20 protein-coding genes are annotated in these 22,115 nt (G+C 40.4%); 12 read left to right on the top strand and 8 right to left on the bottom strand.

The features are described 5' to 3' along the window. Positions 1-99: 99 nt before the first annotated feature. The gene (locus TOL9009_RS42245) at positions 100-1,221 is read left to right on the top strand and encodes a glycoside hydrolase family 18 protein (RefSeq protein WP_051502962.1); all 1,122 of its coding nucleotides are present in this window, start codon (positions 100-102) and stop codon (positions 1,219-1,221) included. 78 nt (positions 1,222-1,299) lie between these two features. On the opposite strand, the gene TOL9009_RS0120070 is transcribed toward TOL9009_RS42245, so the two are convergent. Further along, a complete protein-coding gene (locus TOL9009_RS0120070; protein WP_029634364.1) occupies positions 1,300-2,010 on the bottom strand; it encodes a zinc ribbon domain-containing protein in 711 nt (236 codons plus the stop codon). Between the two features lie 33 nt (positions 2,011-2,043). Continuing rightward, positions 2,044-3,162 carry a CHAT domain-containing protein gene (locus TOL9009_RS0120065; RefSeq protein WP_038296466.1) on the bottom strand — a complete coding sequence of 373 codons (1,119 nt, stop codon included), beginning with the start codon at positions 3,160-3,162 and terminating at the stop codon, positions 2,044-2,046. A 459-nt stretch (positions 3,163-3,621) separates the two neighbouring features. On the opposite strand from TOL9009_RS0120065, the gene purD reads away from it, so the two are divergent. Both purD and nblS read left to right on the top strand, forming a co-directional pair. Continuing rightward, on the top strand, positions 3,622-4,905 hold the full coding sequence (gene purD, locus TOL9009_RS0120055) for a phosphoribosylamine--glycine ligase (RefSeq protein ID WP_029634362.1): 1,284 nt from the start codon (positions 3,622-3,624) through the stop codon (positions 4,903-4,905). Positions 4,906-5,100: 195 nt separating this feature from the next. Beyond that, on the top strand, positions 5,101-7,005 hold the full coding sequence (gene nblS / locus TOL9009_RS0120050) for a two-component system sensor histidine kinase NblS (RefSeq protein WP_029634361.1): 1,905 nt from the start codon (positions 5,101-5,103) through the stop codon (positions 7,003-7,005). A gap of 97 nt (positions 7,006-7,102) precedes the next feature. Here the strand turns inward: nblS and TOL9009_RS0120045 are convergent, their stop codons facing one another. Then, complete coding sequence (locus TOL9009_RS0120045) at positions 7,103-7,471, bottom strand: zinc ribbon domain-containing protein (protein WP_029634360.1); 369 nt, start codon at positions 7,469-7,471, stop codon at positions 7,103-7,105. 242 nt (positions 7,472-7,713) lie between these two features. Between TOL9009_RS0120045 and TOL9009_RS39825 the strand changes: the two genes are divergently transcribed. Continuing rightward, positions 7,714-8,145 carry an aspartyl protease family protein gene (locus tag TOL9009_RS39825; RefSeq protein WP_038296465.1) on the top strand — a complete coding sequence of 144 codons (432 nt, stop codon included), beginning with the start codon at positions 7,714-7,716 and terminating at the stop codon, positions 8,143-8,145. A gap of 731 nt (positions 8,146-8,876) precedes the next feature. After that, on the top strand, positions 8,877-9,575 hold the full coding sequence (locus TOL9009_RS0120035; protein WP_313770067.1) for a hypothetical protein: 699 nt from the start codon (positions 8,877-8,879) through the stop codon (positions 9,573-9,575). 47 nt (positions 9,576-9,622) lie between these two features. Here the strand turns inward: TOL9009_RS0120035 and TOL9009_RS0120030 are convergent, their stop codons facing one another. Next, positions 9,623-10,558 (bottom strand): alpha/beta fold hydrolase, encoded by a 936-nt coding sequence (locus tag TOL9009_RS0120030; protein WP_029634358.1) that lies wholly within the window; start codon positions 10,556-10,558, stop codon positions 9,623-9,625. Positions 10,559-10,844: 286 nt separating this feature from the next. Here TOL9009_RS0120030 and TOL9009_RS39820 point away from each other — a divergent pair, with 286 nt between their 5' ends. Both TOL9009_RS39820 and TOL9009_RS0120020 read left to right on the top strand, forming a co-directional pair. Continuing rightward, positions 10,845-12,650, top strand: a complete 1,806-nt coding sequence (locus TOL9009_RS39820; RefSeq protein ID WP_084763263.1) for a diguanylate cyclase — start codon at positions 10,845-10,847, stop codon at positions 12,648-12,650. 371 nt (positions 12,651-13,021) lie between these two features. Continuing rightward, entirely contained in the window at positions 13,022-13,891 is an 870-nt protein-coding gene (locus tag TOL9009_RS0120020) for a shikimate dehydrogenase (RefSeq protein WP_029634357.1), read from the top strand. A gap of 334 nt (positions 13,892-14,225) precedes the next feature. Here the strand turns inward: TOL9009_RS0120020 and TOL9009_RS0120015 are convergent, their stop codons facing one another. After that, positions 14,226-14,630, bottom strand: a complete 405-nt coding sequence (locus TOL9009_RS0120015) for a DUF2294 domain-containing protein (RefSeq protein WP_029634356.1) — start codon at positions 14,628-14,630, stop codon at positions 14,226-14,228. 204 nt (positions 14,631-14,834) lie between these two features. Further along, on the bottom strand, positions 14,835-15,467 hold the full coding sequence (upp, locus tag TOL9009_RS0120010) for a uracil phosphoribosyltransferase (RefSeq protein WP_029634355.1): 633 nt from the start codon (positions 15,465-15,467) through the stop codon (positions 14,835-14,837). 27 nt (positions 15,468-15,494) lie between these two features. Here upp and TOL9009_RS47510 point away from each other — a divergent pair, with 27 nt between their 5' ends. After that, complete coding sequence (locus TOL9009_RS47510) at positions 15,495-15,701, top strand: hypothetical protein (protein ID WP_186227609.1); 207 nt, start codon at positions 15,495-15,497, stop codon at positions 15,699-15,701. 45 nt (positions 15,702-15,746) lie between these two features. On the opposite strand, the gene TOL9009_RS0120005 is transcribed toward TOL9009_RS47510, so the two are convergent. Together TOL9009_RS0120005 and TOL9009_RS0120000 are read right to left on the bottom strand one after the other, a co-directional pair. Then, positions 15,747-16,982, bottom strand: coding sequence for a URC4/urg3 family protein (locus tag TOL9009_RS0120005; RefSeq protein ID WP_029634354.1), 1,236 nt, complete (start codon positions 16,980-16,982; stop codon positions 15,747-15,749). A gap of 163 nt (positions 16,983-17,145) precedes the next feature. Then, on the bottom strand, positions 17,146-18,402 hold the full coding sequence (locus tag TOL9009_RS0120000) for a GTP cyclohydrolase II (RefSeq protein ID WP_029634353.1): 1,257 nt from the start codon (positions 18,400-18,402) through the stop codon (positions 17,146-17,148). Positions 18,403-18,665: 263 nt separating this feature from the next. Here TOL9009_RS0120000 and TOL9009_RS0119995 point away from each other — a divergent pair, with 263 nt between their 5' ends. The 4 genes from TOL9009_RS0119995 to rtcA all read left to right on the top strand — a co-directional run bounded on the left by TOL9009_RS0119995 (position 18,666) and on the right by rtcA (position 22,113). Then, the gene (locus tag TOL9009_RS0119995) at positions 18,666-19,136 is read left to right on the top strand and encodes a tetratricopeptide repeat protein (protein ID WP_029634352.1); all 471 of its coding nucleotides are present in this window, start codon (positions 18,666-18,668) and stop codon (positions 19,134-19,136) included. 385 nt (positions 19,137-19,521) lie between these two features. Beyond that, positions 19,522-20,106, top strand: coding sequence for a Uma2 family endonuclease (locus TOL9009_RS0119985; protein ID WP_029634350.1), 585 nt, complete (start codon positions 19,522-19,524; stop codon positions 20,104-20,106). A 57-nt stretch (positions 20,107-20,163) separates the two neighbouring features. After that, entirely contained in the window at positions 20,164-20,751 is a 588-nt protein-coding gene (locus tag TOL9009_RS0119980) for a Uma2 family endonuclease (protein WP_029634349.1), read from the top strand. Between the two features lie 315 nt (positions 20,752-21,066). Then, positions 21,067-22,113, top strand: coding sequence for an RNA 3'-terminal phosphate cyclase (gene rtcA / locus TOL9009_RS0119975; protein ID WP_029634348.1), 1,047 nt, complete (start codon positions 21,067-21,069; stop codon positions 22,111-22,113). The last annotated feature ends 2 nt before the right edge of the window (positions 22,114-22,115 follow it).

The raw sequence follows: 22,115 nt of genomic DNA, 5'->3' as shown, positions 1-22,115 counted from the left end.
TATCCGATAATTTCAAAAGCCAAAAGTATAGATATTGTCAGTAATACAGTCTTTTTGGGTAAGATTCACTTGATAAATCACCTCTACACTACTTAAAATATGACTAAAAAATTTTTTCCTCGAAATATTTTCCAATTAGTTGCTTCGTTAAAAAGTAATAAACACTTTTTGTTGATCCAGGTAGTGTGCTTTTTCTCTTTGTTATTAGGTAGTGTTTATTTTTCCCTATTCCCGCATTCACAAGAACTGGTTAGAGCTAAAACTAATACTCATGAAAAAACTATTGTTGGCTACTTCCAAAGTTGGTCAGAAAAGGGGGTAAGTAGTCCAGAACAGCTTCAGTTGGCAAATATAGCACCCTATGTGAATCTAGTAATTGTGTCTTTCATGCAGCCAGATTCTAGTTACAACAGTGGTAACTACAATTTGACCAAAACGGGGCTGCAATTCACTGCAAATGGCAAAGTAGTGAAAGATGGAATTGCCCTTCTCAAGAAACGCAATCCCAAAACTAAACTGCTACTAGCAGTGGGTGGGCTTTCCTACACAAATTTTGTTCAACTCAATCCCAAAGCGATCGCTAATGTTGTCAAAGACTTTGGATTCGATGGGGTTGATATTGATTACGAGCCTATCGATACTAAGTGTTCATTGTCAAATGGTAAAATTTCCTGTACATCTGATACAGTATTTCGTCGCGTTGTCAGACAAATTCGTCACGCTTTGCCCAAACCTTACCTGGTGACTGCGGCAGCATGGAGTATTGGTGCTTATGGTGAAGGGCAATGGATAAATGCTCAACCCCAAGGTGAGAAAACAGGTTTGATGCTGAATTTGCTGCGCTCACCTGAGGGTGCAATGATTGACCAACTGCATGTTATGTCCTATGACGCAGGTCTGACCTACAATCCTCAAGAAGCCTTGGCGGCTTATCAAAACTATTTCAAAGGTAAAGTAGTTATGGGGGTGGAAGTGCCACCAGAAGCTTGGGGTGGAAATGTTTATACTTTGGCAAAAATTCGTAACTTGACACAGGCTGTTGTTAACAAGAATGCCGCTGGACTGATGCTATGGAGCCTACAAAAGCAGCCAGATAAAACCCCATCAGAAGATAATCCAACTGCTGAAATGATTACAAAAACAGCCTGTCAAGCTTTGTCGCTTTCTAATTGCCAGCAACCACTATTTAGCTCGCCGGAAATTAAGTCAAAGCGCAGCTGACTTATGGTGCGTTATGCGAAACGCTAACGCACCCTACAAATACCTAATTTTGTTCAAAAATCAAACCTGATTTCTATATTACCTAAATGGTTTATTCAATTCTTTACCACATTTGGAACAGAATTTGAAGTTACTTGGGTTAATGTGATTACAATGAGGGCATAAAATTTCATTTTTAACTTGAGTTGTAGATTGAACTACACTCTTAGCTCGATTCTGTTTTCTCCTGTTCTTGTTGGTTATCTGGGCTATAGTTTCTATGACACCACCAGCCAAGACACAAATAATAGCATAGCTAATTGAATAGCTAATTGTATCTGATAGCTGTGTATATTTCTTAAAACCGACGGTTTCCAAAATTGAAACAAAAACTAGGCGAACTGATGGTAATGCCCACAAAGTTACAAGAAAGGCAAGTACTGCTAAGAAAACTTTTTTCGATGTCTTATTTATCAGATGAGCACAAAATAAACCGCAGTATATTCCCACAAAAATTGCACTAATCATCTCTGCATACTTGGTTGATTCTGTGTATTCTCCTGGTTGAAAACCGAAAATATCATGAATTTTATGACTGATTACAATCAGACATAAACCTATGACAACACCGACTATAGAACCCTTTAAAGCTTGTTCCGACAGCAATCTGAAAAATCTTATTACTACCCGGAAAGAAACATTCTTAGCTTGAATCAAGTCACGTCCAGCTTGTCCAATTTGAGCATCATTTATTGAGGCATTATCAATTCCGACTTTCTGCTCAGATTTATTTTGTGGTTTATTATTCATCACTTACTCTCCATATATTGCAGAAATGTTTGCTTAGGGAAGTAAAAGTAGATTTTTTGCTGCAATTCCTAACCAAGGGGCTAATTGTTCAGCAATTGGTTGTAACTTTTGCCAAAGTCCTTGCCCTGCACCAAAGGTTTCGTTGGCTTCCTTAAGGACTTTAGTGGCTTTCTGTAAATTTTTGGTTGCAAAGTCTTTGTCTGGTTCCTTCTCTTTAACCTCATCCTTTGCAGATTTTAAAAGGTTAATAGCTTTTTCTTTCAAATCCTCCGGTAAATCTGAAGTACGAAATAGAGTTTCAATTTGTGCTATGCGTTCAACAACCTCATTTAACGTCAATTCTTTTTCAGTCCCATCCTGAGTATTTTGCTGATTTTGAGTGAGATCGCGAGCAGCTTGTCCTAACTGAACACCCGATAAATTGCCGCCACTAATGTTCAATGATTGCGAATTACTAGTCATATCAGGTTCTTGTTTTTTTTGATTAGGGTTTATTTGTTCTGAAGCAAATGAATTTGTAGAGTTTTTTCTGATTTTGATTACGGGAATTAAAGATTGATGAATGCTATTTAAGTCAATGTTGTTACAACCAAATTTAAAAGCTTCTTCATAGTTTCTACCAGCAGTAATAGCGTCGTAAAACCCTTTGGAAAAATTAATTGCGGCTCTATCTTGGATAGAATGGTTCATGCCAATAACGCAATCAATATGTTGGTAAATTGCTTCAGCCTGCGTTTCTGAGTAGCAGGCATTAAGCAGCACACATTCAATTTTGCCTTTAAATAACTCAAATAGATTTTTGATTGATTCCGTACTTACTAGTTGCAATTGTCCTGAGTTATTCTCCAAAGCTATGCCTACTTTTGGCGAACTTAGACGGTAAGCTTCGCGCTGTTGTTGCAATTGCCCAGAGTTCTCCAAAGCTATATTATTAGCTGGGATTCCATGCCCGGAAAAATGCACAATTTGTGGTTCATGATCCAATAAAGCGCGACGCAGGTCATCGATACGAATAGCCCATCTGGAAATGACTTCAAATTGCTCACGTCTTTTAGAACGTTCTAAAGCTAACTGGACTTCTCTGACTTCCTCGTCTAATCGCAATCTATCTGTGTTTATCGGATTTGCTGATAAAATTAGGATTTTTTTCATAATTTTTAATCAATCTAAAATTTGAATATTAGTTCTTTCGAGTTTGTGTATGTATCAAAAATTGTGTATAATTTTATTCTAAGTTTCAAAAGAATGTTGATGACTAAACAGTGATACAGATTGAGTTTAGAATTTTCCAGAATTCGAGGAAAAATATTTTCATACTATCTAATGGGTGTAACTAAAGTCGAATTATGCACTTGTGCGATGGGGCGTAATTTTATTTTATTAATTTGGAGAGAAAATAATAAAACAAACCAAGCTGAAAATTAGAGTAGTCCTTAAAGCGATCGCACCCAAATTTGAATCATTGAAAATGTCTTTATTAGTGTCATTTAAAACAAAGGTTACAGATTTTACAAGGAATTCCCGATGGGGGCTTGCATTCGCATCAGAATTGATGGAAAAATTGATCGGCGAAAAGACTTAAGGCATAATCATCGCAAGCAAGGAAAGCGCGTGAAAGTTTTAGTTGTTGGTAATGGAGGGCGGGAACATGCTCTAGCATGGAAACTGCTGCAATCTAAGCAAGTTGAGCAAGTTGTCTGTGTACCCGGAAATGGTGGTACGGCTTCTTTAGAGCGTTGCCAAAATTTACCTCTGGCGGTAGATGACTTTGAAGGCATCAGCCGCTATGCTTTGGAAAATAATATTTCTTTGGTGGTCGTTGGTCCAGAAGTACCCTTGGCAAAGGGAATTACCGACTATCTCCAAAATAAAGGTTTGATGGTTTTTGGTCCAACGAGAGCGGGAGCGCAAATTGAGGCAAGTAAGGCTTGGGCAAAAGCTTTGATGCAGGAAGCGGGAATTCCCACAGCGAAGGCTGCGGTATTTACGGAGGCAAAAGCAGCTAAATTATATGCGAAATCCCAGGGCGCACCAATTGTGGTCAAAGCTGATGGTTTAGCTGCTGGTAAAGGTGTAACTGTGGCAGCAACGCTAGAACAGGCAGAAGCGGCAATTGAGGCGATTTTCCAGGGGCAGTTTGGCAGCGCTGGGGAATTTGTGGTTATTGAAGAGTGTTTGACAGGGCAGGAGGTATCAGTTTTAGCGTTAACGGATGGATTGACGATTCGCCCTTTATTGCCGGCTCAGGATCATAAGCGAATTGGGGAGGGCGATACAGGAGATAATACTGGGGGGATGGGAGCTTATGCCCCTTCCCCGATCGCTACACCGCAAATTATGGAACGCGTGCAGAAAGAAGTTTTGGAGAAAGCGATCGCCATCCTCAAAACCAAAAACATCGATTATCGAGGCATTCTCTACGCTGGCTTAATGATTGCACCAGATGGCGAATTTAAAGTCTTAGAATTTAACTGTCGCTTTGGCGACCCGGAAACACAAGTAATTCTCCCACTATTGGAAACACCCCTAGAAGAATTAATGATTGCCTGCGTCCAGCAACGTCTAGGAGACATGCCGCCCATAGCTTGGAAGGCAGGAGCATGTGCGACCGTCGTCGCTGCCGCAGGGGGCTATCCTGGGGCGTATGAGAAAGGAAAAGTAATTACAGGCATTGAACAAGCTTTATCCGCAGGAACTAATGTATTTCATGCTGGGACAAAGTTGCAGGAGCAGCAAGTAATGACAGATGGCGGTCGGGTGTTAAATGTCACCGGCATAGGAGAAAATTTTGATCAAGCGATCGCTTCTGCATACGCCGGCATTAAATGCATCCACTTTGAGGGAATGTATTATCGGCGTGATATTGGTTATCGGGTAATAGGGACTGGGGACTAGGGACTGGGGACTGGGGACTGGGGGATGGAAATAGGAATTCTCAGCCCTAATCAAAACTCTTCTAACTCATAACTTCTAGTCCCCAGTCCCTAATCCCTAGTCCCCAGTCCCTAGCCCACTAACATATTTGTCAAATTAACTGTTAATTTTTAGGTGTTGGGGTTTATAAGAGAAACTACTAACAATTTGTTTAAAATGCTGGCTTTTTTTAAAACAATCCGAGAAGCGATCGCCAATTGGTGGTCGGAGTTCACTCTCCAGACCAAGCTTTTGGCTGCTGCCACTTTAGTGGTTTCTTTAATTATGAGTGGTCTAACCTTCTGGGCAGTGAACACGATTCAGCAGGATGCGCGTCTAAATGATACCCGCTTCGGTCGTGACCTCGGACTGCTACTAGCTGGTAACATTGCACCGCTAATAGAAGCCGGAAATCTCACGGAAGTTGCCCAATTTTCCCAACGCTTTTACAGCAGCACCTCTAGCGTGCGTTATATGCTCTACGCTGATAAAACTGGGAAAATCTTTTTTGGCATTCCCTTTTCCGAACCAGAGGTAGAAACGTCCCTAACAATTGAGCGTCGGATACAGCTACCAGATGATTATGCTGCCGATGCAGATAAGCCGATGGTGCGACAACATCAGTCACCGGATGGGGTCGTAACTGATGTATTTGTGCCTTTGATTGTTAATAAAAAATATTTGGGTGTATTAGCGATCGGCATTAACCCCAATCAAACCGCAGTCATTTCCACAAATTTTACCCGCGATGTCACCATTGCTGTGTTTATCACAATTTGGGTAATGGTGATTTTGGCAGGAGTAGTTAACGCTTTGACCATTACCAAGCCAATTAAAGAACTTTTAGCGGGAGTAAAACAAATTGCTGCCGGAAATTTTCAGCAGCGAATTGACTTACCACTAGGGGGTGAACTGGGAGGGTTAATTTTAAGCTTTAATGACATGGCTGAACGTTTGGAGAGTTATGAAGAACAAAATATTGAGGAACTTACGGCAGAGAAAGCCAAGTTAGAAACGTTGGTTTCCACCATTGCCGATGGTGCAGTGTTGATTGACAACAACATGCAGGTGATATTAGTCAACCCCACAGCGCGGCGAATTTTTGGCTGGGAAAATAGTCATGTCGAAGGTAGTAGTATTTTGTCTCATTTGCCCTCAACAGTGCAAATGGAAATTACCCGTCCCTTGTATGAAATGGCAGCAGGTGACTGCGAAAGCGCTGAGTTTCGCATACCCATTAGCCAACCTATTAAGCGCACCATTCGTATTCTTTTAACTACAGTTCTCAACCAACAACGCGAGAGTATTAAAGGTATCGCCATTACTGTGCAAGATATAACTCGCGAAGTCGAACTAAACGAAGCAAAAAGCCAATTTATCAGCAACGTTTCCCACGAACTGCGAACTCCTTTATTTAATATCAAATCGTTTATCGAAACTCTGCACGAATACGGTGAAGATTTGGGTGTAGATCAACGGCGGGAATTTCTAGAAACAGTTAACCATGAAACCGATCGCCTGACTCGTCTGGTTAATGATGTTTTAGATTTGTCTAAGCTAGAATCTGGTCGCAATTATCACTTTAATGGAGTAGATTTGGCGCAAGCGATCGAGCAAACTCTACGTACTTACCAACTTAATGCTAGAGATAAAGGCATCGAACTTATTCAAGAAGTTGCCCCAAATTTACCGCTAGTAGTTGGTAACTATGATTTATTGCTGCAAGTGTTAGCAAATCTGGTTGGTAATTGCCTCAAATTTTCTCTGTCGGGTGGCAAAGTTGTAATTCGCACTTATCAATTAGAATCAAATCCCAATCACAAGCAGCCTGGTCAAGTCCGGGTAGAAATCTCTGATACTGGTATTGGCATCCCTCCAGAAGACCAAAAAGCAATTTTTGACCGTTTCTTTCGGGTTGAAAACAGAGTTCACACTTTAGAAGGCACAGGTTTAGGACTATCGATTGTCAGAAATATCATTGAAGAAAAGCATCACAGTAAAGTTCATCTCGTGAGTGAAGTTGGTGTTGGTACAACTTTTTGGTTTGATTTAACTGTTTTTAATGAAATAGTTGATAGTTGATGGTTGATAGTTGATAGTTGATAGTTGATAGTTGAGAGTTGATAGGTGTTCTACTAACCACTAACCACTAACCACTAACCACTAACTTGCTATTTCATCATCTTAATAAAGCTATCAGCAAACAAACTAATACTAAACTTAGTAACAAAAACAAAGCTTGATTGCGTTTAATCCAATTTTTTACAGTTGTAGAAAAGCTGGTGTTTTCACGCTGTTGTTGCAACTGTAATTTGCTCTCTTCAATGTTTTGATAGAGAGTACATTCTTTAGCATAAGGACGTTGAGGAAAGTTACAACTATCATCAGTATGGTAGGTGCAACTGTCGCACAAATACTCTTTCCCTGTGGCACGATGTAAGGGAATACCGGGATGTCCGAATGCTTTGAGAGTTGTGCGGCAATTGGGACAGCTGACAGCTTGACTGTCAACGAGTTGATGACAACGGGGACAAGATACAGTAGCCAAAACTTGAGGGCAAATAAATAAACATTCTGATTTTAGCTATTTACAGCAAAAGATGGGTCGATTTTAAATTTAAGATTTTGCAAAAAGTCTGATACGTGGATTTTTTATTGGGTATTATTCGTAAATAATAATAAATAGAATCTTGAATTTTACCTCTATTTATCTAAACATGTTTATTAATTGAATTAATTATTTTAAGTCAAACGGAGATATAATCAAACAGGAAAGTATTAGTAAAACAAATGATGGGAGCAGTTTACGCTAAAGTCAAGTTAACCAATGCTATAGATGAGGCACTAATAAATCGAGGTTTGCTAGCACCAAAGTTATTGCGTGAGCATGAAACTCAAGGATTAGTAGATACAGGGGCAGTGTCTTTAGTAATTCCTACTATTATTGTAGAGCAGCTGGGTTTGCGAATTAGAGGTCAGCGGGTTGCTCAATATGCTAACGGGAGTGAAGAATCTGTAGGAGTCACCGAACCTGTAATCGTTGAGTGTCAAGGACGTGAAACTGTTGCAGAGGCTCTAGTGGTGGGTAATGAGGTGTTGATTGGTCAGGTGATTTTGGAACAGTTAGATTTACTGGTAGATTGCAAAAATCAGCGCTTGATACCGAATCCAGCTAACCCTGATTATCCAGTGGCGATGATTAAGTGTTTAGGCGATGTCTAGCGACAAGCCGATGCAACGTCTACGCTTCTCAATATAGTTCAGTTAGCTTACTCATCAGAACGAAAAACTATTATATATTTCAAAATTAAACGAAACGTTAACTTTATTAAACAACCGATTCCAATCTCAGATTTGAGTGATAACTTAAATAGTAGGACACCAAACAAAGCACAACCAAAGTCAAAGGGCAAATGACTTCGTGTCCCCCGTCATCAGCCCAAGCAAATAACAGCATAAAAAATGAGTGGCACTGCCCTTAATTTGAATAGGGAAGCCAAATCCTAAAACGGAAAAACGTAAATATGCTGAGTTTGCCCGTTGTTGTATCCACCCTAGTTGTTGACTGATTGTATTATTTAGCAAGTTTAACAATTTGAGAATCATAAATTTCGGAAAACCTGGTCAACCTTGACCAGGTTTTTGAGCTTTTTAGTACTTTTATAATTTTTGCTCAAGGTACTTCACCCACCTTAAATTTATCAATTAGCCAGCATATGTAATACCAATTTAATATGAAGACGCATAGAAAGAACCCCACCCTAACCCTCCCCGCAAGCGGGGAGGGAACCGGATTTTCCCCTAAGAGCTTGCGCGGAGGGGCTGATCGGGGTGGGGTCAAATTCTATGCAGCTTCACAAATAATTGGTATAAGCTGTTTTTCCCTTGCAACTTTGTCACAGCGAATACAATAGGATAAGACATGTGGCTGAAATTTAATGATAAATCATAAGTTGAAAATTACTACAGCTCTTATCCTCGCTATACTTTCTTCATCGTGTCAGGCAAATGTTTTTAGAAAAGCAGAACAGGCAAAAACAAAAGGAATTACCGAGGAAAAGTCACAACCCAATATTGTCTACGGCGATTTAATATTGAAAGAACAATCAGATTATCTGATGATTCCAGTTATTAACAAACATAATAATCAAACTAGAAAAATTTCTTTATATTCTTCAGATTATTCGGAGAAAGAAATTCAATTTTACAATATTATATTTTTCCCTAAAAAAACTGGTGAAACACATCTATTGCTAAAGAAAAATGGAATTATAACTTCCTTTGATTTTTTGGAGAAAAAAGAAGCGGGAAAGCCATCAACCAGATTTTGGTTATATAGAATAATTGAAAACGATACAAACAAAGACAATAAACTCAACTCCCAAGATGCAATTATTGGATACATCTCAGATTCGTCAGGAAAGAATCTTCAGCAAATTACCCCAAACAATACTCAACTCATTAGTTGGACAATTGTTCAAAGTGTTGGTGCTATTTTTCTAAAAATTATTGAAGACTCTGATAACGATAAAAGATTTACAGAACGAGATAAGATAAATTTTATCAAAGTTAATCTTAATAAACCTGCGATCGGTACTGAAATTATTAGCGACCAAATAGATCAAGAAATTAAGTCATATATTCTCAAATAAATCTGCTTGTAGTCAGCGCTTCAGCGCTGAAGCACTGACTACGAAGACTATACAATAGACAAAACCCAATCTCGTAAAAGTGGGTTTAGTTGATTCGGTACTTCATCATGAGGACAGTGACCGGCTTGCAAAAAGTATTCTGTCAGTTGAGGATAGTATTGGCGAAACTTCTTAGAACGTTCTCTTGCATTCATCCAAGGGTCAGCTTCACCCCATAATATCAACAACGGACAAGTTAATTGCTGCAATAACACATCATTTTTCTCTCCTTGAGGAGTGCTAAACATCGAAGCAAATACATCCACTGCACCAGGATCGTTAGAAGGTCGATGAATTTCTTCTATCAACTGGTCTGTAATCGCGCTTTTGTCAAGATACACTTTCTCTAAAGTTTGGCGAATTACCCAACGCTGTCGCACATATTGAAATAAAAGAAACTGCGCTAATGGTTGTTGAAAAATCCATTTAACAACGTCACCAAATAGTTTTTGCAATGTATCTGTTTGCTTGGGAGGCTGAATTTCTGGTTGTAACGCTTCTGGTTCTGATGAAGTCTGATTTTCACTAAATGGTCCAGCACTGTTAAGCAAAACCAAACCCGCTGCTGCATCAGGATATTGCGCTGCTAAACACAAGCAAGCATACCCACCAAGGGAATTACCTGCTAAAACCGCTTTTTCACCTATCACTTCAGTGATAAAATCATAAAGTTGGTCGCGCCACAAATTACCGCTATATTCCAACTTCGGTTTAGCTGAACGTCCGTACCCCAAAAGGTCGATCGCAAAAACTTCAAAGTCGTTACACAGTCCTGTGATATTCTTACGCCAGTGGTCAGTAGAAGCACCAAACCCATGCACTAACAGCAAGGGTGGACGTTGTTCTGTTTTTTCTCCCGCTCTTACGTAGTAAACGTTATGCCCTCGCCATTGCCAATATTTTCCCGGAATCGGGGTTGTAAATGGGGCTGTAGTTGCCTGCATGATATGACGAAATGTTAAGTAACTTTAATAATTGTAGCTTGGCATTCTCAGGCTATAGGCTGATTATTTAGAGCCTTTTAGCACCAATAACTAAATTACTGTCTTTAGGTGTCCTTGAAAGCGTGGAAGATTAAAAATATTTAGGAAAGAGTTATACTATCACTGACCATATCTAGCTTTCGTTACTCTGTTAGCTCTGGCTTGCGCTTCAACTATCTCCAGGCTAGTGGAGGTTCAGGCTGTTTTTCAAATTTTCAAACATCCTTTAATGAGTATCCGGTAGGCAATGGAGGCTATCTTATCGAATTGGGCGATCGCTCATGGTGTTACCGCATTTTCTTACTTTGGTATCCCCATAATAATAGGGTATTTTTTTAGCAAAACTAAGGCAATTATCCCTAAGAAATTTTGGTTGGCTGTTTTCTTATCAGCTGGATTTATACTAACTTGCGGTATTCATCATTTATTAGCTGTATTTGAGATACATCAAGCAGTAGGGATACTACACTTAGCTGTAATAGACCTTATGGCTTTTGTTTCCTTCTCTGCATTACTCTGCTTGATGCCAACTGCTTATCAAATTATAGAGGCGATCGCTAAATATCAAGAAGATGCTCGCGAACTTGAACGCAGTCAGCAGCTGCAACGACTATTTCTAGATCAAGGTCCCTTTGGGGCTTATATCAAAGATGAGCATTCTAAAATTCTTTATTACAATAAGGAACTACAGACTAGATTTTTAGTGAGTTCCCAAGAATGGCTAGGTAAAACAGATAGTGATTTCTTGCCAGATCCAGAAGAAGGGCTACGGGTAATGGAAAACGATCAAATCGTGTTGAAAACTCTCCGCCCATTGAAGCTGATTGAAGAGGTCAAGAATCCTGGTAATAAGGAACCTTGTTACTGGTTATCATATAAGTTTCCTTTTAGCGATTACGCTACAGGCGATCGCCGTCTTGGTGGCATTAGCATAGATATTACAGATTCTGTCATAGCCCAGCGATCGCTCACTCAGCTAAATCAACAGCTAGAAGAAATAACACAGATATTAGAGGCAAAAAATCAGCAAGTTACACATCTTTCAGATATGGTAGATATGCTTTTTAGCAGCGAGACTGAAGATGAAGTGTATCAGGTAATTATTTTAAGCTGTTCTAAGTTATTTCCGCAAATGAGTGGCTGTATTAATATAATTGCTAACTCCAAAAACTATGTTCAGATAAATGGTTTTTGGGGAAGCCAAAGAACTAGTAAACAAGTTTTTTCATTATCCGAGTGTTGGGCATTGCGGAGAGGAAAATTCAACCTCATGTCGCCTCATAACCCAGGATTGATATGCAGCCACTTAACACAGCCTGTTAACGGTACTCATTTGTGTATCCCACTGTTTGGACAACTTGCTGTGGTTGGATTTTTACACTTCTATAACCTTGAAGAAATTAGTCTAGAACAGCAACAAATTGCTGAGATTATTGCTAGGTACTCAGCCTTTGCGCTGAATAATTTATCGATGAAACAACGCCTGACTAATAGCAGTTTGCGGGATGGGATGACTGGACTATTTAATCAGAGCTATATGCAAACAATAATCGATCAACGGCTTGCGGAGGCTGAAAGGTCGAGTCAAGCTGTTGGCATTGCTTTCCTAGATATTGACAACTTCAAATCTTATAATTCCCGCTATGGGCACTTAACTGCCAACATTGCCCTCAAAAAATTAGCAGAAGTAATGTTAAAATCTATTCGCCCTTCTGATATTCCTTGTAGATGGGGTGGTGAAGAATTTGTGATTGGAATGCCTAATATTACCCTAGAAAAGCTTAGGGAACGAGCAGAACAACTAAGGGCAGAGATTGAAAAAATGCAATTGAGAGAAGGCGATCGCTTCCTCGACGGCATCACCGTGTGTATTGGCATAGCTGTATCAGAACCAGGTATCAAACTTGACGATTTGCTGAGTCGGGCAAATCAGGCGATGCTTGAGGCAAAGCGAACAGGAAAGAATCGGGTTGTTGAGTATGAAAGTATCCTTCGGGGGGAGTCAACGGTCGAAAGTACAGATTTTTTGGATTGTTCAATGCCTGACTCTTGACAAGCTCGATCGTGAAAAAATATCACACTTCCATAAGTCCTATCAGAGTATGAAAAATGTCACGTAAAATGGGAGCATCCCAATTTTGCAAGAACATGTTTGTCATTGCGAACGAAGCGACAGCGTAGTAAAGCAATCCCATATCTTGCGATTACTTCACTCCACTACGTTGCGCTCGCAATGACAATTTATAACCTGGGTTTGATATAACTTACAAATTTGGGATGCTCCCCGTAAAATGGACAAGGTATCTCTATGAACATCTGTTGAATCTGATTTTTTGTACAAAATAATACTTTAAATCAGCATCAGGTGATTTACCATTCCATGAGCATTAATTCAAACTTAGAAGCTGAAAGTATTTATTTTAAATGATAAGTGGAAAAACGAAATTGCTAGGAGTAATTGGGCATCCGGTTGAACATTCGCTGTCACCGTTGATGCATAATGCAGCTCTGGAAACTTTAGGATTAGATTACGTTTATGTGCCTTTTCCCATCAAACCAGATGATTTATCGACAGCTATCCAAGGCTTTTTTGCTATTGGCATTACAGGGTTTAACGTGACAATTCCTCATAAACAGGCGATAATGAGTTATCTATCGGTAATTCATCCAAGTGCTAAATCTGTAGGAGCTGTAAATACTGTTCTTCGTAAAGATAATCATTGGATTGGGATAAACACTGATATAGAAGGATTTATTTCTCCTCTGCAAACAACCTATAGGCGAAATTGGCAGCAGACGGTAGCAGTAATTTTAGGCAATGGTGGAGCAGCCAGAGCAGTTGTAGCCGGTTGTATCCAGCTAGGTTGTACGTCCGTTCATGTAATTGGGCGCAATGAGCAGAAGTTGAAAGAATTCCGCAATAGTTGGGATAATTTACAACCAGAAGTTAATTTACAAATACATAAATGGGAGGAGATGTCAAATATAATTTCCCAAGCACACTTGTTGGTAAACACAACGCCAATAGGAATGTATCCCAATGTTGAACAGTCACCTTTAAGTGCAGAGGAAATGAGGGGTTTGCAATTAGGAGCGATCGCTTACGATTTAATCTACAATCCTAGCCCGACACGATTTCTCCAATTAGCACAACAACAAGGTGCGATCGCCATTAACGGATTAGAAATGCTAGTCCAGCAAGGTGCATCAGCCTTAAGAATCTGGTTAGATTTAGAATCCGTCCCCGTAGACATCATGCGTCAAACACTAATAAATCACCTCAGTTGGCGGTGAGGGGGACAAGGGGATGGGGGGACAAGGGGACAAGGGGACAAGGGGACAAGGGGACAAGGACAGGACTTATACCATTTCTGTATGAAGATGCGCCTAATTTAGCGCACGCAGGTGCGCTAAATTAGGCGCAACGCCCCTCATATCATGTCCGGTAGATTACATATGATGTAAAGTAAAGACGTTCCGCCGGAACGTCTCTACGACGGTTAGGATGTTTTTATTACTGTTAATTAAACGGACATGATATTATATGCAGCCTCAAACCCAAAACCCGCTCACAGACGTTCCACCGGAACGTCTCTACGTGTTTAATCACAACGCAATCTGCTGCATCTCAATCGCTTACACTATTCAAGTTAACTTTAGGAATAGCTTCGGGATTGCGAACTGTAGGGGACTGTTGCAAAATAGCAATGATACCAGTCCGATTAGTTGCTAAACTGGAATTGCTAATTATATCTATCACATTTATGTCAATAATTTCCTCAATCAAAGCTTTAATTTTAGGTTTAATTATTTTATTTAAACTCATTCTAACTTCGTCGGCTAACTTCCTATAATTACCATCTACAAGAGTTTGCTCAACTAAAGTAACAGAATCTTCTAAAGTCACGACAATTTCTTTATCAAAGCAGTGGCAAATAACTTTGGTAGGACGTAGCCCAAGTTGAGCATTATATAAAGAACCAATCCGCTGTGAGATTTCTCGTTCTAATTGTCCAATAGTTGGTCTAGCCATAAATAATTTATTAATTTTTTTTACGCAATCAAACCGGATTCCTATATTAACTATGAATACTATTCATCAAGGTTGATTGCAAATTATGAAGATAACAATATCATGGAAGGCTAAGATAGCCTTTTGCCTCCCCCAATAGACACATCTCAAAGAATCAGGAAAAAGGAAGAAGACAAAATTTCCTTTTTTTATCTGACTATTGACTTACTTTGTGCCAAACAAGCGATCGCCTGCGTCTCCCAAACCCGGTATAATATAACCGTGTTCATCCAAATGGTCATCAATCGCTGCCGTGTACAAAGGCACATCAGGATGTACCGCACAAAAATGCTCAATGCCTTCTGGTGCAGCAAGTAAGCAGACAAACCGAATCGACATCGGATTAGTTGATTTCAGTCTTTCCACCGCTGCTACCGCTGAATTACCAGTAGCTAACATTGGATCTACCACCAGCATATCTCGCTTATCTACGTCATCGGGAACCTTAAAATAATACTCCACCGGAATCAACGTCTTTGGATCGCGATATAAACCAACATGTCCTACCCTAACCGATGGCATTAACTCCAGCATTCCATCTAAAATGCCCTGTCCTGCTCGCATAATCGAAACTAACACCAGCTTTTTTTCCGGTGCCAGCACTGGTGCATTCATTGGCGCTAATGGCGTTTTTATGAATTCATATTTCAGCGGTAAATCCCGCGTCACTTCATAAGCCAACAATAAGCTAATTTCTTTCAGGAGAACGCGAAATTTTGCCGTACTAGTTTCAGCTTTACGCATCAGCGTTAATTTGTGCTGAATCAACGGATGATCAATTAGTGTTACTTGTGCCATATTTTTATATAAAGTGGGGAATGGGCAATGGGCAATGGGCAATGGGCAATGGGCAATGGGCAATGGGGAAGACAGATTTTATTACTTCTAAAACTTACGCAAAAACTCTCCCAAACCTCTTTTCTCTGTGTTCTCTGCGTCCTCTGCGGTTCCTTCTCCATTAATTCTGCGCTCATTCCCGTATATAAAAAAAAACAAACAAAACAATTATCAGCAACCAAATGCGATCGCTGACTCATAACTCGTTCCTTAATTCAAACTAACTATAACTACTTACAATTAGAATACAGTCCCATCGCTTTCTATTTGTATAGGGGGGACACCACCTGTTCTGAGTTCTGCGGCAATTTTTCGTCCTGCCGTCCAAGTTCCACCTTGGAGGATTTTCACCAGTGGCAATTCTGAAGCACTCATACCCAACTTTTCCCGTACTGTAACAGCGATGCGATCCAACAAAATCACAGTCATTGCACGCCATTCAACTATAACTTCTGATGATACTGTATGAGGCGATCGCAAAACCCGTGAATCTTTAACTTTGATAAGTCCCAAATCAAGACACAATCCTCCATTGCGATATTCTGGCAATCCAGTCAGCGCATCTAAATTAGTAATTTCTAAACCGAGTTCCTGTAGTGGTTCCAACAAAGAGTAAGTCAGCCATTGAGACAATTTATGAAATGGCACCAAACCATCATCAGCAACAGCCGAGTGAAACCAAACATCCCCCAAATTAACTCCAGCAACTTCAACTCGTCCAGACCAAATATCACTCAGTCCTTCCAAAACAGCATCGAAAACTGTTGTTGCTGCTATCGCCTGATTCTCAGATTTTCCCATTAAGTAATTTACCAGATTTCCGGGACGCGGATTTACTTCGCCAAATAAATCAGGAGAAGCAACCAAAGCTTGTCCTAATTTCTGCAACAACTTCAACCGCCCAGAAACCCCCACCAAAGGATTTTCGGCATTTACCTGAAACCCATTCGCCAATTCTTCTTCTGTTAATAATTGCAACTTTTGAGCATCAGCTTGTAAAGGACTGCTTTCCTCACTGGAAAAAGCACCTTGACAAAACATCCGGAAACTAGCAACAGCTAAACCTTCACTTCGCCGGAAATCCAAACCACTCTCATGCTCATAATAATGCCAGCTACTCCCCGCTCCCGCATCCAGCAAAACACTAATAATCGCCAAATCAAACTTCGCTGCTGCTTTTTGCAGGGGTGTCATTCCCACCAACATCTCATCGAACTGAGTTAAACGTCGCACAGATCCAGCTTCAAAATGTCGCCAACGGCTGTGAAACGGAATATCCAAATTAGGGTACTCACCCCGCATAACCGAAATCACATAATCTGCTACATTATCCAACTGCATCAAATCACAACCAAAATTTGGCAACTTATCTTCAGTTGCCAATACAAACAATTGCTCACAACGTTCCCGAATAGCGATCGCAGAACGAAGATATGCAATCAACTCCTTTCCCTCTTCACTTGGCGTTCTTGGCATCTTGGCGGTTCGTATCTCCGTAAATAATGGGAATGGGGGAGTGGAGGAGACAAGGAGAGGGGGGGAGACAAGGAAGAAAATTCTCCTTGTCCCCCTTGTCCCCCTTGTCCCCCTTGTCCCCCTTGTCCCCCAGTCCCTAGTCCCCAGTCCCCAGTCCCCAGTCCTACTCCAAAGCTCGACCCTTCACATCAGCTAAACCATTTGCATCTAACACATCTCCTGTGGTAAAATAGCCAGCAGCTTTTTTCGCTTCCATTTCCACCCGCGCATCTTGAGGAATCAAATCATCCGGGATGGCAACTCGTTGGACAATCTCAATTCCCGACTGAGTTATGGCATCGAACTTCATATTACTCATCGATACCATGCGGTCAATGCGAGTAATGCCCAACCAATGCAAGACATCCGGCATTAGTTCTTGGAAGCGCATATCTTGAACACCTGCCACACATTCAGTACGTTCAAAATAGGCATCAGCGCGATCGCCTCCTTCTTGACGCTTGCGAGCATTGTAAACCAAAAATTTAGTCACCTCACCAAGGGCGCGACCCTCTTTGCGACAATAAACAATTACTCCAGCACCACCTTCTTGTGCTGTTTGCACGCACACCTCAATTCCGTGTACCAGATAAGGACGACAAGTGCAGATATCCGAACCGAAGACATCGGAACCGTTGCACTCATCATGTACCCTGACTGCTAAAGGCTTATTCGGATCGGCGATCGCTTCAAAATCCCCGACAATATACACCGTCAAACCTCCAATTGGCGGTAAAAACACCTCCAAATCCGATCTAGTGACCAATTCTGGAAACATTCCCCCAGTTTGTTCAAATAAAGCGCGACGCAATTCGCCTTCAGTGATATTAAACCGCTTGGCAAGTCCTGGTAAATACCAAACCGGCTCAATTGCGGCTTTAGTAACCACCAAATCGCCACCAGCCTTCATAATTTTACCATCAACTTGCAAGCGTCCTTTGGCGATCGCTTCTTGCAGTTCGGGCATATTGATGTGAGCTTTGGTGATGGCGATGGTCGGACGGATATCATATCCCTGTTCGTAGTAGGATGCAAACACCTCAGAAGCGATCGCACCATAAGGGTCAAGAGAAACGATTTTCTCCGGGTCAGACCAGCTTGGATATGGTCCAATACGCTCTGTTGGAGACGTGTTGGTTAAATCCGCTATATGATCTGATTGCAGTGCTCCGCTAGCCACTGCTAAAGCGCGATAAATCGCATAACCACCCGAATGAGTGCCTATGACATTGCGGTGCGCGGACTTTGTTAAAGTAGCAATCACTGGACCTCGTTCCATCGGGTCAGCTGCTCCCCAGTTAATCGCGATCGGTTTGGGACCAGAACGACTGGGATGAGAAGTCAGAACAATATGCCGAGAAACGCTGTTTTGTTTTGGCATAGTCAATTTAATTTTTGTTATCTTTTTATCAAGTATTATTTTCTAGGGTTTTGTCAACTGCCAAGACACCCTTTTCATTTTTATAAAGTTTGTGTTAATGACTTGATATATTGCGTAAATGCACTAATAGTATTACTGAGTACAACAAATAGCATGATAATTGCCTAAATTGCAATTATTGTAATTTAAAGATGGCTTTAAAAGTGACTTAATTAGATAGTTTTGTGCGAAATTACTAATATACAATCTCTAAACTCAAATTCATGGATTCTTTATCAATCAATTCCTTACTTGAAGATTTGAAAAATCCTGACGAAACAGTGCGCGAATATGCGACTAGGAAACTTTGGCGCATCTGGTTCAAGCAAAAGGGAATTTCTGCCCTAGAAACCATTGACCGCAGTCAAAAGTTACTAGACGCTGGGGAACTAGACGAAGCCGAAACAATGCTGAACCAACTCATCGAAGAACAACCAGATTTTGCTGAAGCTTGGAATCGTCGCGCTTTTCTCTACTACAGCAGTCGTAAATATCACAAGTCCCTAGCAGACTGTCAGAAAGTTGTGGAAATAATACCAGTACATTTTGGCGCACTTCACGGTATGGGCTTGTGTTACGCTGCACTTGGCGAGTACGGTGAAGCAATCAAAGCATTTCAACGCGCTTTAGAAATTCAACCATACTCTTTGGTAAACCAAAAGTTAATTTTAGAATGTACACTGCGAATCAGCTAAAAATTTAGGCGCTGGAATTTTTCTTTTTGAGTGCCTTATATAATTTTATATTAAATAAATGGCATGAAAGCGCGGATAAAAAAGAATTCAGAAGTCAGATTTCTTGCCAATCGCCATTCCTATTTTATAGAAGAAGGTTGAGAGCGATCGCTCCAGAACATCTAAAATTTAAGGAAATGGTCGATACCTATAATTTGACGAATCCTGAGAATAGCAAGATGCTGGAATTAAAAATTAGGAACTTACACCAGATTGCGTTGTTATTAAACACACGTAGAGACGTTCCGGTGGAACGTCTTTACAGGAATTTGGGTTTGACGAATGTACCTAATTTCCCTGAAATCTGGTGTATTAAGCTATTCTAACATTTTCTGGAGAATTAATTATGAGTGCCTTAACTTTACAGTTACCCCCAAATCTGAAATTTACAGATGAACAATTTGAACAAGTTGTTATTTTTAATAAAGAATTACGACTAGAATTAACACGATATGGAGAATTAGTTATTATGTCACCCACAGGGGGGGAAACAGGAAACCGCAACTTTGATTTATTAGGTCAAATATGGTTTTGGAGTCGTCAAAATAATCTCGGAAAAGCTTTTGATTCTTCCACAGGTTTTAAACTTCCAAATGGTGCAACACGTTCCCCCGATGCGTCTTGGATCAAGATGGAAAGATGGGATGCACTCACTTCAAGTCAACGAAAGAAATTTTTACCTTTGTGTCCTGATTTTGTAGTGGAATTAGTATCTGAAACTGATGATTTAGAAGATACTCAAGCAAAAATGCAGGAATATATAGAAAATGGTTTGTGTTTAGGTTGGTTAATTAATCCGAAAAAGAAACAAGTAGAAATTTATCGACCTTTGGTAGAAGCGGAAATTTTACAATCTCCTAGTAGTTTATCTGGTGAGGATGTTCTTCCTGGTTTTATGTTAGATTTACAATTTATTTTTGGCGTTGCATAATGTGGAATCAATCCTAGAGACGTTCCACCTAATCTCACATTTTCTGGAGAATTAACTATGAGTGCCTTAACTTTACAGTTACCCCCAAATCTCAAATTTACAGATGAACAATTTGAACAGGTTGTGATTTTTAACAAAGAATTACAACTGGAATTAACACGATATGGAGAATTAGTTATTATGTCACCCACAGGGGGAGAAACGGGAAACCGTAACTTTGAAATTTATATTGATTTAGGAATCTGGAATCGTCAAAATAATCTCGGAAAAGCTTTTGATTCTTCCACAGGTTTTAAACTTCCAAATGGTGCAACTCGTTCTCCCGATGCGTCTTGGGTCAAGATGGAAAGATGGGATGCACTCACTTCAAGTCAACGAAAGAAATTTTTACCTTTGTGTCCTGATTTTGTACTGGAATTAGTATCTGAAAGTGATGATTTAGAAGATACTCAAGCAAAAATGCAGGAATATATAGAAAATGGTTTGCGTTTAGGTTGGTTAATTAATCCGAAAAATAAACAAGTAGAAATTTATCGACCTTTGGTAGAAGTGGAAGTTTTACAATCTCCTACTAGTTTATCTGGTGAAGATGTTCTTCCAGGTTTTGTGTTAGATTTACAATTTATTTTTGGCAATGAATCGTAGAGACGTTCCACCGGAACGTCTTTACAATACGTCATCTACAATCAATGGTAGAGACGTTCCACCGGAACGTCTTTACAATACGTCGAATTTATCGACGTGTATTAAACATAGTAGTGAAAAAATAATGTAGAGACGTAGCACTGCTACGTCTCTAGGGTTCTAGATAACGGATATTTAACTTATACCAGATGTATATTGTCAAATCATCATGCTAATATGCAACGCCAATAATACAAGCGTGCTTAACAGGATGACAAACCATCTTTATACATTGTATTATTGTAGTATTACAAAAATAGAAAAGTATTGCACCGCATGATTGAAATTGACGGTTCCTATGGAGAAGGAGGTGGACAAGTTCTCCGTACCTCCTTAAGTCTCGCTGCCATCACAGGTAAACCCATACGCATTTACAACATTCGTGCGGGACGCAAAAAACCGGGATTAGCAGCACAACACTTGACATCAGTTCGTGCTGCTGCGGCAATTTGTCATGCCAAACTGCGGGGTGATGCTTTCGGTTCAATGATGTTAGAATTCACTCCCGGTAGTTCCGTGCAAGCGGGAAATTACACCTTTGATGTCAGCGAAGCACGAGAAGGTGGTTCTGCGGGTGCTGTTACTTTAGTGTTGCAAACTATACTTTTGCCTTTGGCACTAGTTGATGTAGATTCTCAAGTAACTCTACGGGGTGGAACTCACGTTGCCTTTAGCCCTTCAACGACGTACATTGAGCAAATCTATCTGCCAATGTTACAGCAAATGGGCGTGGAAGCTCAAGTAAAGCTTGGCGCTTGGGGATGGTATCCTCAAGGTGGGGGAGAAGTGCAATTGCGGGTCAGTGGCGGTAATAAACCCACTGGTATCAAGTTGCTCGAACGTGGTGACTTACAGCAAATACGGGGACTGGCAGTGGTGACAGAATTACCTGCCAATATTCCCCAAAGAATGGCAAATCGTGCTGAGAAGTTATTGCAAGAAGCTAAATTAAAAGTTACTGTACAAGCATTGCGAGAAAAGGGTATTGCTCCTGGTGCGGGTTTGTTTCTCACCGCTAAGTATAAAAATAGTGTGGCTGGCTTTGCTGGGTTGGGAGAGAAGCGGTTGTCATCAGAAAAAGTTGCGGAAATCGCTTGTGAGGAATTGCTGAAGTTTCATCAAACAATAGCACCTGTAGATGAACATTTGGCGGATCAGTTATTGCTACCAGCAGCTTTAGCTAGCGAGAAAAGTGAGTATCGGGTAGCTGACGTAAGTCTGCATTTGACGACAAATGCGGCAATAATTGAGCAGTTTGGGTTAGCGCGAGTAATGGTGGATGATGTTGAGAAGCTAGTCGTGGTGGAACCTTTGGGAAGTTAAGG

This window comes from [Scytonema hofmanni] UTEX 2349 (assembly GCF_000582685.1).
GTDB classification, from domain to species: domain Bacteria; phylum Cyanobacteriota; class Cyanobacteriia; order Cyanobacteriales; family Nostocaceae; genus Hassallia; species Hassallia hofmanni.
The sequence above is the reverse complement of the archived record's forward strand: the minus strand, read 5'-3'. Positions and strand labels throughout refer to the sequence as shown.